Here is a 16,493-nt window from a genome sequence, read left to right as displayed (position 1 = left end):
CTCATTCTACAATTTCATTGTTTTCGATTAATACCGTTCTAGGTTTACTACCTGTACTTGGTCCAATAACGCCATTTGCTTCAAGTTCATCGATTAGTCTTGCAGCTCTATTATAACCAATTCTAAATTGTCGTTGTAATAGACTTGCTGATGCTTTTTGTTTTTCAACGACAAATTGATAAGCTTCTGGATAAAGTTCATCTTCTGACTCACCTTTTTGTGTATGCTCTTCACTTGGTTCCAGTGACTTAACATAGTTTGCTGATTGTTGTTTACAGACGAAGTTAACTACATCTTCAACTTCTTTGTCTGATAAAAATGCCCCTTGAATACGTTTAGGTTTTGATTCACCATATGGCAAGTAAAGCATATCACCTTTGCCTAGTAATTTTTCAGCACCCTGCATATCTAGAATCGTTCTAGAATCAACTGCTGAACTAACGCTGAATGCAATACGAGAAGGAATATTCGCTTTAATCAGACCTGTAATGACATCAACAGATGGTCTTTGTGTCGCAATAATTAAATGAATGCCAGCTGCACGTGCCATTTGCGCGATACGCATAATTGCTGCTTCAACATCCTTACTAGCGACCATCATTAAATCTGCAAGCTCATCAACGATTACAACGATATACGGTAATTCAGCATTTTTCTCGCCAAGTTCTGCATTTTGGCGTCGTAAATATTGATTATATCCTTTAATATTACGTGTTCCTGTATGACTAAAAAGATCATAACGTCTTTCCATTTCACCTACAATTTTCTGTAAAGCTTGAGCAGCCTTCTGTGGATTCGTTACGACAGGTGTCAATAGATGAGGGATACCATTGTATACATTTAACTCTACCATTTTAGGATCAATCATCATTAATTTCACTTCATGTGGTTTAGCATGCATCAAAATACTTGTGATAATACCGTTGATACATACAGACTTACCACTACCTGTTGCTCCTGCAACAAGTAAATGCGGCATTTTATCAAGTTCTGCTGTGATGGCTTCACCACTGATATCTCGCCCAAGTACAACTTTTAACTTATTTTCTTCAACAGGTGAAGCTTCTATTACTTCTCTTAATGTTACCATTGATGTAGAACTATTCGGTACTTCAATACCTACAGCAGATTTACCAGGTATCGGTGCTTCTATTCTAATATCTTTTGCAGCGAGCGCTAAAGCAATATCATTATGTAAATTCACAATACGACTAACCTTTACCCCCATCGCTGGTTGCACTTCATATTGTGTTACAGCTGGTCCTATTCTGATTTGTGATACTTTAGCATTCACACCAAAATTCTTCAATGTTGTTTCAAGTAACTGACCACGCTTTTTTACTGCCTGCATATTTGATTTTGCTTTATCTGGTGTCGGAGAAAGTAATGTTATAGGAGGCAAATCATAATCTTCGTTCTCCATTTCACTAGTTTCACTTTGTTCAGTGTCGTCGGAAAGTGTTGAATGTTCATCTTGACTCGTATCAATAGTCTCAGATTCAGAATTATTATTTTGATGCACTTCTTCGACACCTTGCAGATCATTTTGAAACGCTACTGCCTGATTGCCTTCATATATTGGTATTTCTGCTTCAGGATAGTGCTCAGATTCAGCTTCAATTGCAGTAATTTCTGGTAAATCAGAAACATCTTTAACCGTTTGTTCCATCCTTCTTTGTTTTCTTTGTTCTAATTGAACTTTTGCCTGCCTAGATAAATCTTTCGTTTTATCAACTTGATAAAGCAGAAATTTCTGTGCTGTATTACGTATAGAACGTCCTAATATCAAAAGAATACTTAAAATAATCATAATAATGGATAATATAAATGCACCAAAAACACTTAATAGCGTAGAAAAGACTGAATCAAATAAAAAACCAATCATACCGCCTCCGAAAAAATGAAAGCCAGATTTAGACTGTAATTCAAAGATTTTATCAAAAACAGGTATAACTGATTTTCTGTGTAAAAAGTGCTGAATCACCTGCATAAAGGATGGTGTACTTATTAAAAGTAATAACCAGCCGTTAACACGACGATTGATAGGAATCCATCTATTGTTTACAGCATAATAGATTGTTATGAGTATGAGTAGAATATATGCATAAAAACGAGCTGAACCGAAAATATAAGTCATTACACTATCTATGCCTACACCTAATAACCCAAACTGAAAAACACCTAATAACAGTATCGCGATAAACAAAATAGAGATAATAAAACGATATGGTTCATTACTTTTGTTTTTATTTGTTTTTTTCTTTCTGGTCGTTTTCTTCTTAACTGCCATTCATTTTCACCTGCTTTATATAAACAAATAAACAAGCTAAAGTTAGCTTGTTCATTTGTTTATTATCTTTAAATTTCAGAGATAACCGGAATGATCATTGGACGACGTTTCGTATTTTCATATAGGAACTTTCCTAATTTATCACGCATTTCCTGCTTAATATCAGACCATTCAATACGATTTTGCATTAAGCCTAATTCAACAATTTCACGCACTTTTTCTTCAGCTTCACGCATTAATTCTTCACTTTCACGTACATAAACAAAGCCACGTGACTGAATCTGTGGTCCAGCTACGATACGTCTATTTTTTGGATCTAATGTTACAACAGCTATGAAAATGCCATCTTCACTTAACAATCGTCGATCACGTAAAACAATATTACCTACATCGCCAACACCGATACCATCTATCAGAACATTTCCTGCTGGTACTTTCTCATTGGCTACCATACGTTCTCCGTCATAATTGATGACATCACCTTTTTCAAGTAGGAAAATATGTTCCGGTAACACACCCGCTTCAGCAGCGAGTTTTGCATGCGCAATCTGCATTTTAAATTCACCTTGTACCGGTACAAAGTATGTCGGTTTCATTAAGTTCAGCATTAATTTTAGCTCTTCCATACATCCATGTCCTGATGCATGAATCTTCTTATTCGTCGGAATCACTTTCGCACCTGCTTTAACAAGGTGGTTGATCGTTGAGCCTAAAATAACTTCCATATTTGAAGATGGTGTCGTTGTAATAAATACAGTATCACCTTCTTCAATATTTAAAATGCTGTGTTTTTGTAATGCCATTTGTCCTAATCCTTCAATCGGCTCACCTTGAGAACCAGTAGATATAATAATCAGTTCATTTTTTGGATATTTCTCAACATCTTTTATTGGTACTAATAGTTGTTCTTTAATATCAAAGTATCCAAGTTTACGTGCAATATTAAATGATGATTCTAAAGATTTACCTAAAAATGAAACTTTACGGTTTAATCGTGCTGCAGCATTTAGTACTTGCTGTATTCGGATAAAGTTTGATGCATAACACGATACGATAATACGTCCTTGCGCTTTAGCAAATTCATCAACAATGTGACTTTCAATAACATTTTCCGGTGTATTATAACCAGGTTTCTCCGCTTCAGTTGAATCACTGATCAACATTAATACACCTTTGTTTCCAATTTGACCCATCTTAGTAATGTCTGGTGCATATGCGCCTGTCATACTTTGATCAAATTTAAATTCACCAGTATAAACAACAGCTCCTTGTGACGTATGTATCACAATACCAAGTGAATCCGGAATACTATGCGTTGTACTAAAGAAAGACACGTTCACATTTTTAAAACGCATAATTGAATTATTATTTACTGTATAGTATTTAATCTTCTTTGTTACTTTCGCCTCACGCATCTGATCTTTAACAAGTGCAATCGTTAAACGTGAACCATAAATTGGTGCATCTACTCGATCAATAATATAACGTAACGCACCAATTGCATCCTGATGTCCGTGACTCAAAAAGATACCTTTTAACTTATCTTTATTCTCAATAACATAATTAATATCCGGAATTACGACATCAATCCCTAACATTTCATCTTCCGGAAACATTAGTCCTGCGTCCAGCATAAACATTTCATCGTCAACTTCTACGATATACATGTTCTTTGCAATTTCACCGACACCACCTAAAGGTATCATTCTTATATGTTGATTTTCTTTTTTAACTAAGTTCAAAATATTTCCTCCTAAATTCATTCGCCCGTACAATTCATACTTCTTTATTATAAGCTATTTGCAGATTAATTAACAATAAAAAAAGCGAACAGAATATTCTGCTCGCAATTAATTATTTTAGTAATTCCATCTTAAAATCTCCACCAGCTACTGTGTAGTGCGTCAACTTTAAATCTTTTGAATGGTAACGGTCTGTTTCCCCTTTGAAAAGAACCACTTCTACAGGCTCACTTGTAGCTTCAATTTGTTTGAATAATAAACCGACATCACCATTCGCAGTTGAGATTTTTAATAATTCTTCATCTACTGAAAATCGACCATCTGTTTTAAATTCCTGACCATTCACTTGAATTTTGTCAAATACCATTACTTTTCATCTCCTTGTATACGTTTACATTTATATTATACCGTTAAATTTATTACTTGCCAATTATTGCGGTAGTAATTGATATGACGCATTCGAATATTTAAATATTTGTAGTGTCTTGTTTACCTGTTCTAATGTTACTGCATTGATTTGTGCTTCAATCACAGCGATATCGATGATTTTGTCATAGAGTAACATACTTTTCCCCATATGTTCTAAAATTGCCCCATCATAATCAAGATTCATATGCAGATTAGTAATTAAATATTGCTTGGTTTTATCTAAAAGTTCCTGATCAATACCGTTAACGAGTGTTGCATGTATTTCATCAATAATCGATATACATTTCTGTACGTTATCATTATCCGTCGCGAAATAAGTGTAAAGTACGCCGCCTGAGTAATAACTATCTACTGAAGAATATAAACTATAGCATAAACCCTCTTCTTCTCGTAGCTTTCTAAACAGCATACTTGTCATTGATCCACCATATAAATTGTTGATAATTTCAAACACGGGTTGGGCTTCATCACGATAACCAACAGCCGGATGGGCTAATATGACATGGGCTTGTTCCAGACCAGCTTTATACTGCGTCACTGTGCAAGAATTCATATTAAATGTCTGACGTTTTTGTTCAGTAGTCCGTTTACCTTCAATTTGAAAGACTTCATATATATATTCAACATCGTTTCCTACATATGACATGATCATGTTATCCGGCTGGTAGAAAGCTTGATAGAAACGTTTTAAGTCATCTTGCGTGATTGCTTTTACAGATGTTTCAGTTCCTAAGATTGGCGTATTATAAGGCGTATCTTTATATAAAATTGTTTCAAAACGTTCAAATGCATTTTCTTCATCATCATCTTCAATCATTTTTATTTCTTCAAGGATGACAAGACGTTCTTTTTCAAGTTCTTCTTCATCAAATGTTGCATAAAACAACATTTCCTTTAATATATCAATCGCTTTTTGTTCAAAACGTTTTAACGTTTTAATAGAATAGCAAGTATATGTTTTCGTAGTATAGGCATTAACCTCACCACCAATTGCATCAATCGATTCAGCTAACAATTTAAAAGGATAACGTTCTGTACCTTTAAATAGCATATGTTCTATGAAATGCGCGATACCATTTGGATAATTCGTCTCATCAGCTGTACCCACCTTAATATACATAGCAATATGGACAATTTGCATCGAAGTATTATGATGTACTACTTTCAATTGATTTTCTAATATTTTTTGTTCCAAATATAACCCTCAATTTCTAAAAATATGAGACTAACGCAAAAGCGGTAGTCTCATAATTGCTTATTTTTCTTCTTTTTTAGTTTCTTCTTCAAGTAAAACTTTACGAGATGCGTTCACACGACCTTGTTTATCTATTTCAGTGACTTTTACTAAGAACTGATCTCCCATCTTAATCACATCTTCAACTTTATTGACACGTTCTTTTGCAAGTTGTGAAATATGAACAAGTGCATCTTTACCTGGGAAGATTTCAACGAAAGCACCGAACTTCTCAATACGTTTCACTGTCGACATATAAATTTCACCAACTTTAGCTTCACGCACGATATTTTCAATTAATTCCTGTGCTTTAGCGATCATTTCCTCATCACTTGAGCCGATAAATACAGTGCCGTCTTGTTCGATATCTAATTTAACACCAGTTGCATCAATGATTTCATTGATTTTCTTACCACCTGGTCCAATAACATCTCTGATTTTATCTGGATTGATATGAATGATTTTAATTTTCGGCGCATATGGGCTCAGTGAAGCGCTTGGTTCACTGATTGTAGATAACATGTGTTCCATAATATGCAGACGACCGATACGTGCTTGTTCTAAAGCTTCACGTAAAATGTCTTCTGATAACCCATCAATTTTAATATCCATCTGGATTGCAGTAATACCTTTAGATGTACCTGCCACCTTAAAGTCCATATCTCCTAATGCATCTTCCATACCTTGAATATCAGATAAAATGGTATAATGTTCATCTTTTTTTACTAGTCCCATAGCAATACCAGCTACTGGTGCTTTAATAGGAACACCAGCATCCATTAACGCTAAAGTAGATCCACAGATTGAGGCTTGAGAACTTGAACCGTTTGATTCTAATACTTCTGAAACAACACGGATTGTGTATGGGAATTCCTTCTCATCAGGAATTACCTGTAATAAAGCACGTTCACCTAAAGCACCATGACCTATTTCACGACGTCCAGGTGCACGCACTGGACCTGTTTCACCAACTGAGAAGTTCGGGAAATTATAATGATGCATATAGCGTTTTTCTTCCTCTACACCAAGACCATCAATAATTTGATGTTCACCCAATGCACCTAAAGTTGCAATAGAGAACGCTTGTGTTTGACCACGTGTAAATAAACCAGAACCGTGTGCTCGAGGTAACAGACCTACTTCAGAAGATAATGGTCTGATTTCATCAGGACGACGACCATCTGGACGTACTTTATCTTCTGTAATTTGGCGACGCACTTCAGCTTTAACTAAAGCATCAAATGTTTTATTAACGATCGCGATAGCTTCTTCCCCTTGTTCCTGGAAGTTTTCAACAATTTGTACTTTAATCGCAGTAATACGTTCTTCACGTTCTTGCTTTTCCTGTGTTTGAATTGCTGCAGCTAAATTTAATGCTTCAGCTTGCTTTGTTACAGCTTCTTCAACTTCAGTATTAGTTTCAACAGGAACAAATTCTTTTTTCACTGGATTCAGTTCAGCGATAATTTCTTTTTGGAAAGTCACTAACTTTTTAATTTCATCATGTCCAAACATAATAGCTTCTAACATTTTTTCTTCGGTTACTTCCTTAGCACCTGCTTCTACCATGTTCACCGCATCAAAATGTCCAGCAACTTGTAAGTCCAAAATTGATTGTTCGCGCGCTTCTACATTCGGATTAATAATAAATTTATTATCAATTAAACCAACGTTTACGCCAGCAATCGGTCCTTCAAAAGGAATATCAGAAACTGAAAGTGCCATAGAAGACCCAATCATTGCTGCCATTTCTGGTGAGTTGTTCGGATCAACACTCATTACAATTGAAATAACCTGAACATCGTTTCTGTAACCTTTCGGGAATAAAGGACGAATCGGTCTATCAATTAGACGAGATGTTAAAGTTGCATCTTCACCAGGACGACCTTCTCGCTTATTAAAGCCTCCTGGAATCTTTCCTGCAGCGTATAATTTTTCTTCATAATTTACCATTAATGGGAAGAAATCCACATCTCTCGGTTCTTTACTTGCAGTTGCAGTTGATAATACGACTGTATCACCATAGCGCACAAGTACTGCACCATTCGCTTGTTTTGCAAGTTGACCTGTTTCGATTGTTAATGGACGGCCAGCCCATTCCGTTGTAAATACTTTTTTCTCTTGAGACATTCATATCTTCCTCTCTTAGCTCTTAGCATATATCTTTAATCATACCACGACAGTGGTTATATTGTCACAAATTGCATAAAAAAAAGAACACAAATTCATTTGTGCTCTTTGTGTTAAAAATTAACGACGTAAACCTAATGATTTAATTAATTCACGGTAACGTTGAACATCGTTTTCACGTAAATAAGTTAATAAGTTTTTACGACGACCTACCATTTTTAATAATCCACGACGAGAATGGTGATCTTTTTTGTGCGTACGTAAATGCTCGTTTAAAGCATTGATTTCAGCAGTTAAAACTGCGATTTGCACTTCTGGAGATCCAGTATCAGTTTCGTGTACACGGTATTGTGCGATGATTTCATTTTTACGTTCTTGAGTAATAGCCATTATTAGTAGCCTCCTATAATTTAATTTACACCATAACCCGAGTATCAGTCGGAGCGTCTCAATACCAAGGAAAGGTACTTGATAATTATATCATGTTTCCAAAAAGTTTCAAGTTATAAATTTGCTAATATTTCAATTGCGGTTTGTTTGTCCTGATTGATTTGGTTGATTAATGCATCAATACCGTCGAACTTTTGCTCAGGACGAATAAAGTCATGCCACTCTACTTCAACGCGTTCACCGTAAATAGATTCATTAAAATCAAAGATGTTCACTTCAATCGAAACTTGGGATTTTTCAGGATCGTGAAATGTCGGTTTAACACCAATATTACAAACACCCTGATATGTTATTCCTGTTGATTCACGTTTTAAAGTAACTGCGTATACCCCTAGTCTTGGAAGTACAAATTCTTCATTTGGCATAACGTTTGCAGTTGGGAACCCAATTGTGCGTCCACGTTTCTCTCCCTGAACGACCAGGCCAGTAATTTTATATACTCGACCAAGTTGTGCATTGGCATGTTTGATGTCCCCTTTTTGTAAATCTTCACGAATTTGTGTAGTTGAAATTTTTTCGTTGTCAATTGCAAGTTTCGGTACAGCAGTCACATCAAAGCCGTCTTTGTCTGCATCAAGTTTAAGCATATTACCTTTACCGAATTTTCCATAAGTAAAGTCAAAGCCTGCAATAACATGTTTCACTTTATTACGTGTAAAATAATCCTGAATAAAGGTACGTTCTTCCATTTTTGCAAATGACGAAGTAAACGGTACGATAAATAAATAATCGATACCCATTTTCTCTAAAATATTTTTCTTTTCCTGTAATGGCGTTAAATAATCAGTACGCTTTTTTTCTGGATTCAGTACCACGGATGGATGTGGATCAAATGTCATGACTGCTTTTTTTAAGCCTTTTTGTTCTGCAATTTTTATCATTTCATTGATTACTGATTGATGCCCTAAATGTAAGCCATCAAAAAAACCGATAGCTAAAGCTAATTCCGGATGATTATAATGCGATGCTATTGGGTGGTTCATTTCTATTGTTATCATCATATACCTCTGAATTTGTTTTTCTTTAGTGTAGCATTTTTTGTATTCGTTCGTGCGTGTATTGCTCAATCTGTAAAAACTTTACGTGCTTTTATTACATTTGAATATTCCGGATGTGGCATATAGATTGCTAGCGCCTTTTCATTATGTGTCATTACAGTTTCTTCAGTAAGCGGCGGTGTGGTATCTTTTAATTTTTGTCCCCACATAATACGTTGTGCAGTTTGTGCGTCTACTTCATGATGCGGAAGATGCATTAGCCCCTTTTCCAATGGATGTAGAAGTGACTTGATAGATTCAAGTGGCATCTCTTGTAGTGCTTCTAAAGTATAACTTTGTTCAAGCGTAAATCCACCACTTTCAGTACGCGTAAGTTTAGACATATGACCTACTGTTTGTAGTGCTTCCGCAATTTGTGTTGCAAGTGTTCTAATATAAGTACCTTTTCCACATTTCACGATAATTTCAAATGTAACTTGATCATCATGGTACGTTAGTTCTGTCGTACGCGTGATGTTGCTGATTTTTACTTTTCTTGAAGGTCTCTCAATCACTTTACCTTCACGGGCATATTCATACAGCTTACGACCATTGACTTTTACAGCACTATACATCGGTGGTGTCTGTTCAATTTCACCAGTGAGTTGCCAAAGTACAGCGTCGATCTGGGTTGTAGAAAATTGATTTTCTTCTATTATATTAGTGGCGATAACCTCACCTGTCTGGTCTTCAGTCGACGTCTGTGTACCGAGTGTGATTTCAGCGATGTAAGTTTTACCTGAATCCATCATATAATCACTGACTCGTGTCGCACGCCCAATACAAATCGGTAACACCCCATTTACTTCAGGATCCAGTGTACCTGTATGTCCAACTTTTTTTGTCTTTAAAATTTTACGTAGTTTGAACACCACATCGTGACTTGTCATACCACGCGGTTTATTAATTGCTATAATACCATCCATAAAAAAACACCCTTTCAGTAAACTCTAGAATAGTTTACATGAAAAAGTGTGTTTGGTCTAATGTCCTTTATTTAAATCAGCTAACATACGCTCGATTTTGTTACCGTAATCGATTGACTCGTCGTACTGGAATTTTAGTTCAGGTACGATACGTAAGTCCATACGATGTGCAATCTCTGATTTAATGAAACCTTTAGATTTTTCTAAAGCTTCCAGAGATTTTTTGCGCTCACGCTCTTCACCAAGAACTGTTACATACACAGTAGCAATTGATAAATCGCCAGTAACCTCTACTTCAGTAACTGTAACGAATCCAACATTAGGATTTTTGATTTTCTGGTTGATGATCTCACTGATTTCTTTCTTCATTTGTTGACCAACACGTTCACTTCTTAAACTCATATATTTTCACCTCATTTGTATCTATTGAATAGTGTCAATTATACGTGGGTAGCCAGTTGATGTCAATTGAAGGGGTGGTTACAAGGAAAGTGGGCACTGAGGTGCTAGCGATATTTCCGGTTTGTCGCTAGCATCTATACAATTCCAACATTATTTTGACAGTTGCTAGCGATATTTCCGGTTTGTCGCTAGCATCTATACAATTCCAACATTATATTACAGGTTGCTAGCGATATTTCCGGTTTGTCGCTAGCATCTATACAATTCCAACATTATATTACAGGTTGCTAGCGATATTTCTGGTTTGTCGCTAGCATCTGACTTATTATTTAATAGTTTTATATTTCCTGTTCTTATTTGTACCTATTTTAATAAAATTTTCTCCTAATAATTTTCGAATGCCTGATGGATTACAGTCAACCCACTCACCTACTTCACTCACACTGACACTGTCCCTTTTCAGCATTTCGATTTTTCTAAATGATTCTAGTATAGCTTCAGATTTAGCCATTACATGCCCGCATCTGCATTTTACTTTTTTCTTCACAGTGCGATTCACTTCCAGAAATCTATGACATTCTGGGCACTTTAACCCACGAGTCATTTTGTCATAAGGATAAAAATATTTCTGTTCATTTTTCGATTGCTCAATATGATGTTTAACAATCAATTCACCAATCGCAATGTCCTCATCGGTAATATTGAAACTACACATATATTTAGCTAGATTTTCAATATCAGACATATTATTGAATTTAATATCTTTCACATCATTGATCACTTTGAAAGTATCGTTAACAAATACGACTTCATTAATAATTTTATAATGAATGTTTTGTTCATAACAAAACGCTTCAAATTTATCTCGTTCATTACTTGCCTGAGAAAATACATCTCGACAAACATAACCACTTTCACTTTTCAAGTTGCCATCTTTATATGTATAGTTTCCGTAAAAATTTTTTATTTCTAATATAAAAATAATACCATTAACTATGACAAAGAAATCAAATTGTATCTCTCCGTAAATATCCAGTCGAATATCCCAAATACAAACACCTTGCTTAAATTGATTCAGAAAATTATAAACCTTCTTTTCACCTTCAAAACCCAATTTTAAATTGAAATATTTTCGTCTATCAGATTCAGGCATATGTATACGTCCATGAACTTCTTCTAAATATTCAAGCTGTGGTTGTTTGACGGCAGTTTTTATAAACAAGTTATCACCTCAAAATGAATATAAAACATAATTACTGAGCATGCAAACAGCCTAAAATGTATACTTTATCGTACTTTTATACAAGAATATTCAAAATTACTACAATAATTAATATTCTACAAAATTTTTTAACAGAAAATGATTTTCTGCAGCATATTATTCATAAAATGTGCATAAAAATAATTAAATTTTCTCAAACAAAAAAAGCACTCACAATTATTTGTGAGTGCCAAAAAGTAATTATTTACGCTTAATCTCTTCCATAATAAATGCTTCGAAGATGTCGCCTTCTTTAACGTCGTTGAAATTTTCGATTGTGATACCACATTCGTAACCTTGAGCGACTTCACGCACATCATCTTTGAAACGTTTCAACGCATCAACTTGACCTTCATATACAACGATACCGTCACGAATGATACGTACTTGAGAATCACGTGTAATCTTACCTTCTGTTACGTAAGAACCTGCTACCGTACCTACTTTAGAAATATTGATTGTTTGACGTACTTCAGCTTGTCCAATCACTTTCTCTTCATATTCAGGATCCAACATACCGATCATCGCTTGTTCGATTTCTTCGATTACTTTGTAGATAATTCTGTGTAAACGCATATCTACGCCTTCAGCTTCAGCTGCACGTTTCGCATTTACATCCGGACGTACGTTGAATCCGATAATGATACCGTTTGATGCTGATGCTAAAGTAACATCTGATTCATTGATTGCACCAACGGCTGTATGAATAATACGTACGTTAACGCCTTCTACATCAATCTTCATTAAAGACGCTGCCAAAGCTTCTACTGAACCTTGAACATCACCTTTAATAATTACGTTTAAGTCTTTCATTTCACCTTGTTTAATTTGTTCGAATAAATTATCCAATGAAACTTTTTGACTTTCCTGACGTTGTGCTAAGATGTTTTGTTGTTGACGTGCTTCACCGATTCGACGTGCACGTTTTTCATCTTTGAATACTACAAAACGATCGCCCGCTAAAGGTACATCTTGTAAACCAGTAATTTCAACTGGTGTAGATGGTCCTGCAGATTTAATACGTTTACCTAAATCGTTAACCATTGCACGTACACGCCCAAACGTGTTACCTACAACAATTGAATCACCAATTTCAAGTGTACCATCCTGAACTAATAATGATGCAGCTGGTCCACGTGATTTATCTAACTCTGCTTCGATAACTGTACCGATTGCAGTACGTTTAGGATTTGCTTTTAATTCTGCTACTTCTGAAACAAGTAAGATCATTTCTAACAATTCATCAATTCCGTCACCTTTAATCGCTGATAACTGCACGAAGATTGTATCTCCACCCCAGTCTTCAGGATATAATCCGTGTTCACCTAATTCCTGCATTACGCGATCTGGGTTAGCTGTTGGTTTATCGATTTTATTAACTGCTACGATAATAGGCACTTCAGCAGCTTTGGCATGGTTAATCGCTTCAACAGTTTGTGGCATAACACCATCATCTGCAGCAACCACTAAAATTGTAATATCCGTTACTTGGGCACCACGTGCACGCATCGTTGTAAACGCAGCATGTCCAGGTGTATCTAAGAAGGTAATCTTCTTACCTTCATTCTCAATTTGGTATGCACCAATATGTTGTGTGATTCCACCAGCTTCTCCAGCAGTAACACGTGTGTTTCGGATAGAGTCAAGTAACGTTGTTTTACCATGGTCAACGTGACCCATAATCGTTACAACTGACGGTCTTTCAATAATATCTTCAGGATTTGCATCAACATCTTCGAAATAAGTTTCTAAATCTGTTGCATCAACTACAACTTCAAGTTCAGCTTCAACACCATATTCATCACAGATTAATTCAATCGCATCTTGATTTAAACCTTGGTTGATGTTCGCCATAATACCAACCATAAATAAATGTTTAACAATTTCAGATGCATCTTTATTTAATTTTTCAGCAAGTTCTCCAACTGTAATACCTTCTTCATAAGTAATCTTAGAAGGTGTTTCTTTAACTACAGGTGCTTGTTCGACTGGTGCTGGTTTCGGATTACCTTTACCTTTACCTTTTTTATTACGGTTGGGACCGCCTGTTCCTGGTTTGTTATTGCTACCTGGTCGGTGATTATTGTTATGACGCGGTTTTTGAGCTGGCTTATTAGCTGGTTTGTCAGCAGGCTTAGCTGCAGGTTTCGCTGCAGGTTTCGTCTCTTGTTTCGGTTGTTCTTTTTTCGGCTCAACTTTTTCTGCAGGTTTACTTTCAGCCTTCTGTTCAGCTTTCACCTGATCTTTTTTAAAGATTTTATCTAATGCACTAATTTCTTTATCTTCAATCACCTGCATATGGCTTGTTACTTCGATATTCATTTTTTTCAGTTCATCAATGATATCTTTACTTTTTAATTTAACTTCTTTTGCGTATTCATATATTCTCTTTTTAATCATAGGTTCTCTCCTCATTGATGTTACGAATGAGCGTTTGGATAGATTTTGCAAATCCAGCATCCAGGATACCGATTGTAACCCGTTCGGCCTTACCAATCGCATATCCTAACTCATAACGCGTTCCGTGCTGCACGAGCGGCACATTAAACGAATTACATTTATTCGTAACAGTTTTTGTCGTATTTGGTCCAGCGTCAGTCGCTAGTATTACAAGTTTACATTTCTTATTTCTCACTTCATTGATGACAAGTTCTTCGCCAGTGGCAAGTTTGCGTGCACGCATCGCAAGACCAAGTAAATTAAATAATTTATCTTGATTATTCATCGTTTCGGTATCATTTCCCGATATATTAAACGAATAATTTCATCATATATAGGATTGAGACGTTCAGTATCGCTCTCAAAGAATTGCTCAAGTTTCTTCTTTTTACGTGCAGCTTCTATAACTTCTAAATCCATCGAAACATATGCACCACGGCCATTTTGTTTACCTGTCGAATCAACAAAGATTTCATCTTCTTTCGTCTTAACAACACGTATCATTTCTTTTTTCGGTTTCATTTCCTTGCTTAATATACATTTGCGCATAGGTATCTTTTTTTGTTTCATAATGTCACCTATTCTACTGGATAAATGCCTGCTTCTTTTGCATCTGTCTCAGATTTAATGTCGATTTTCCAGCCAGTCAGTTTTGCAGCTAAACGCGCATTTTGACCTTTTTTACCAATAGCAAGAGATAATTGATAATCTGGTACGATTACAGTCGTTGATTGATTAGCTTCATCCACTAAAACATCAACGACTTGAGATGGACTTAAAGCATTCTTAACGAATGTCTTTGTATCACCACTCCACTCAACGATATCAATCTTCTCGCCACCTAATTCTTCAACAACCGCTTCAACACGTGCACCTTTTGCACCTACACATGCACCTACAGCATCGATATCAGGATTTTCCGAGAACACACTAATCTTAGAACGGTCGCCTGCTTCACGCGCAACAGATTTAACTATAACAGTGCCATCAAAAATTTCCGGAACTTCTTGTTCAAATAATCGTTTTAATAAACCAGGATGACTACGAGATACAAAGATTTGAGGTCCTTTAGTTGTTTGTTCTACTTTATTCACATAAACTTTTATGCGTTCAGTTGGACGATATTCTTCATTCGGACTACGTTCAGCTTCAGATAATACCGCTTCCGTTTTACCTAAAGTTACATACACATAACGATGATCGACGCGGTCAATGATACCAGTCATAATATCATCTTCTTTATCGATAAACTCGTTGTATAAAATACCACGTTCAGCGTCGCGTAATCGTTGCATTACCGCTTGTTTTGCTGCTTGTGCTGAGACGCGACCGAAATCTTTAGGTGTTACATCTTCTTCATAAATATCGCCAACTTCATAAGCTGGATTAGACTCTAAAGCCATCTCTAAACTTACTTCATCACGTGGATTCATTACTTCTTCAACAACATCTTTACGTGAATAAACGCGATAAGCTCCGTTATCCATATTTAACTCAACACGAACGTTGTTCGCTGAATTATAGTTCTTTTTATATGCTGTAATTAATGCAGCTTCTATTGTTTCAATTAAAACTTCTCTTGGAATTGATTTTTCTTTTTCAAGGTAATCAATTGCATTTAATAATTCATTATTTTTATTCATGTTTCCCTCCAAATTATAAAACGACAGCACGACGAATTTTTGCTATTTTTTTACGGTCAATTTCAATCGTTTTCGTTCGTGTCTTTATCTTTGCATTTATCGTTATGAAATCCTCGTTATACTGTTCTAAAATACCTATCCACTCTTTATCGCCAGCAATCGGTTCATATAGTTTTACGTAAATATTATTTCCTACAGCATTTTCGTAGTCTTTTTCTTTCTTAAGTGGACGTTCAGCACCAGGTGAAGAAACATCCATAAAATAAGCTTCTGTTATAGGATCTTCTTTATCCATCACTTCGCTAATATGCTCACTCGCTAGTGCACAGTCAGCGATATCGATGCCACCTGGCTTATCAATTGCAATACGCAAATAATAATCAGGGCCTTCTTTAACATATTCTACATCTACCAGCTCAAATCCTAATGATTGAACAATAGGTGCAACAATCTCTTCTACACGTTCAGTTATCTTTGACATATAATCCTCCTCACAAAACTTAAGAAAAG

14 protein-coding genes and 2 pseudogenes are annotated in these 16,493 nt (G+C 35.7%); all 16 read right to left on the bottom strand.

The features are described from left to right. Position 1 precedes the first annotated feature (1 nt). The 16 genes and pseudogenes from BHX94_RS09215 to rimP all read right to left on the bottom strand — a co-directional run bounded on the left by BHX94_RS09215 (position 2) and on the right by rimP (position 16,464). On the bottom strand, positions 2-2,290 hold the full coding sequence (locus tag BHX94_RS09215; protein WP_111746099.1) for a DNA translocase FtsK: 2,289 nt from the start codon (positions 2,288-2,290) through the stop codon (positions 2-4). 68 nt (positions 2,291-2,358) lie between these two features. Continuing rightward, a complete protein-coding gene (gene rnjB, locus BHX94_RS09210) occupies positions 2,359-4,032 on the bottom strand; it encodes a ribonuclease J2 (RefSeq protein ID WP_111746097.1) in 1,674 nt (557 codons plus the stop codon). A 112-nt stretch (positions 4,033-4,144) separates the two neighbouring features. Next, a complete protein-coding gene (locus BHX94_RS09205) occupies positions 4,145-4,399 on the bottom strand; it encodes a hypothetical protein (protein WP_111746095.1) in 255 nt (84 codons plus the stop codon). A 63-nt stretch (positions 4,400-4,462) separates the two neighbouring features. Continuing rightward, the gene (locus BHX94_RS09200; RefSeq protein ID WP_111746093.1) at positions 4,463-5,656 is read right to left on the bottom strand and encodes a M16 family metallopeptidase; all 1,194 of its coding nucleotides are present in this window, start codon (positions 5,654-5,656) and stop codon (positions 4,463-4,465) included. Positions 5,657-5,716: 60 nt separating this feature from the next. Then, entirely contained in the window at positions 5,717-7,825 is a 2,109-nt protein-coding gene (gene pnp / locus BHX94_RS09195; RefSeq protein WP_111746091.1) for a polyribonucleotide nucleotidyltransferase, read from the bottom strand. A gap of 120 nt (positions 7,826-7,945) precedes the next feature. After that, complete coding sequence (gene rpsO / locus BHX94_RS09190; RefSeq protein WP_096076678.1) at positions 7,946-8,215, bottom strand: 30S ribosomal protein S15; 270 nt, start codon at positions 8,213-8,215, stop codon at positions 7,946-7,948. A 113-nt stretch (positions 8,216-8,328) separates the two neighbouring features. Further along, on the bottom strand, positions 8,329-9,273 hold the full coding sequence (locus BHX94_RS09185) for a bifunctional riboflavin kinase/FAD synthetase (RefSeq protein WP_111746089.1): 945 nt from the start codon (positions 9,271-9,273) through the stop codon (positions 8,329-8,331). A 65-nt stretch (positions 9,274-9,338) separates the two neighbouring features. After that, positions 9,339-10,238 carry a tRNA pseudouridine(55) synthase TruB gene (gene truB, locus BHX94_RS09180; RefSeq protein ID WP_111746087.1) on the bottom strand — a complete coding sequence of 300 codons (900 nt, stop codon included), beginning with the start codon at positions 10,236-10,238 and terminating at the stop codon, positions 9,339-9,341. Between the two features lie 57 nt (positions 10,239-10,295). Further along, a complete protein-coding gene (gene rbfA / locus BHX94_RS09175; protein WP_096076700.1) occupies positions 10,296-10,640 on the bottom strand; it encodes a 30S ribosome-binding factor RbfA in 345 nt (114 codons plus the stop codon). A 325-nt stretch (positions 10,641-10,965) separates the two neighbouring features. Beyond that, complete coding sequence (locus BHX94_RS09170) at positions 10,966-11,862, bottom strand: nuclease-related domain-containing protein (RefSeq protein ID WP_111746085.1); 897 nt, start codon at positions 11,860-11,862, stop codon at positions 10,966-10,968. Positions 11,863-12,102: 240 nt separating this feature from the next. Next, positions 12,103-13,932: pseudogene (gene infB, locus BHX94_RS09165) on the bottom strand (translation initiation factor IF-2); the annotation flags it as partial. A gap of 194 nt (positions 13,933-14,126) precedes the next feature. Next, positions 14,127-14,301, bottom strand: a pseudogene (locus BHX94_RS13205) (translation initiation factor IF-2 N-terminal domain-containing protein); the annotation flags it as partial. After that, on the bottom strand, positions 14,294-14,626 hold the full coding sequence (locus BHX94_RS09160; protein WP_096076703.1) for a YlxQ family RNA-binding protein: 333 nt from the start codon (positions 14,624-14,626) through the stop codon (positions 14,294-14,296). The pseudogene BHX94_RS13205 and the gene BHX94_RS09160, both read right to left, overlap by 8 nt. Further along, positions 14,623-14,910 (bottom strand): RNase P modulator RnpM, encoded by a 288-nt coding sequence (gene rnpM, locus BHX94_RS09155; RefSeq protein WP_096076704.1) that lies wholly within the window; start codon positions 14,908-14,910, stop codon positions 14,623-14,625. Before rnpM ends, BHX94_RS09160 begins: the two co-directional genes overlap by 4 nt. An 8-nt stretch (positions 14,911-14,918) precedes the next feature. Next, complete coding sequence (gene nusA, locus BHX94_RS09150; protein ID WP_096076705.1) at positions 14,919-15,983, bottom strand: transcription termination factor NusA; 1,065 nt, start codon at positions 15,981-15,983, stop codon at positions 14,919-14,921. A 13-nt stretch (positions 15,984-15,996) separates the two neighbouring features. Then, on the bottom strand, positions 15,997-16,464 hold the full coding sequence (gene rimP, locus BHX94_RS09145) for a ribosome maturation factor RimP (protein WP_111746081.1): 468 nt from the start codon (positions 16,462-16,464) through the stop codon (positions 15,997-15,999). Positions 16,465-16,493: the final 29 nt, after the last annotated feature.

Source organism: Macrococcoides bohemicum (assembly GCF_003259675.1).
GTDB classification, from domain to species: Bacteria; Bacillota; Bacilli; order Staphylococcales; family Staphylococcaceae; genus Macrococcoides; species Macrococcoides bohemicum.
This window is presented reverse-complemented; position numbering and strand designations above follow the sequence as displayed.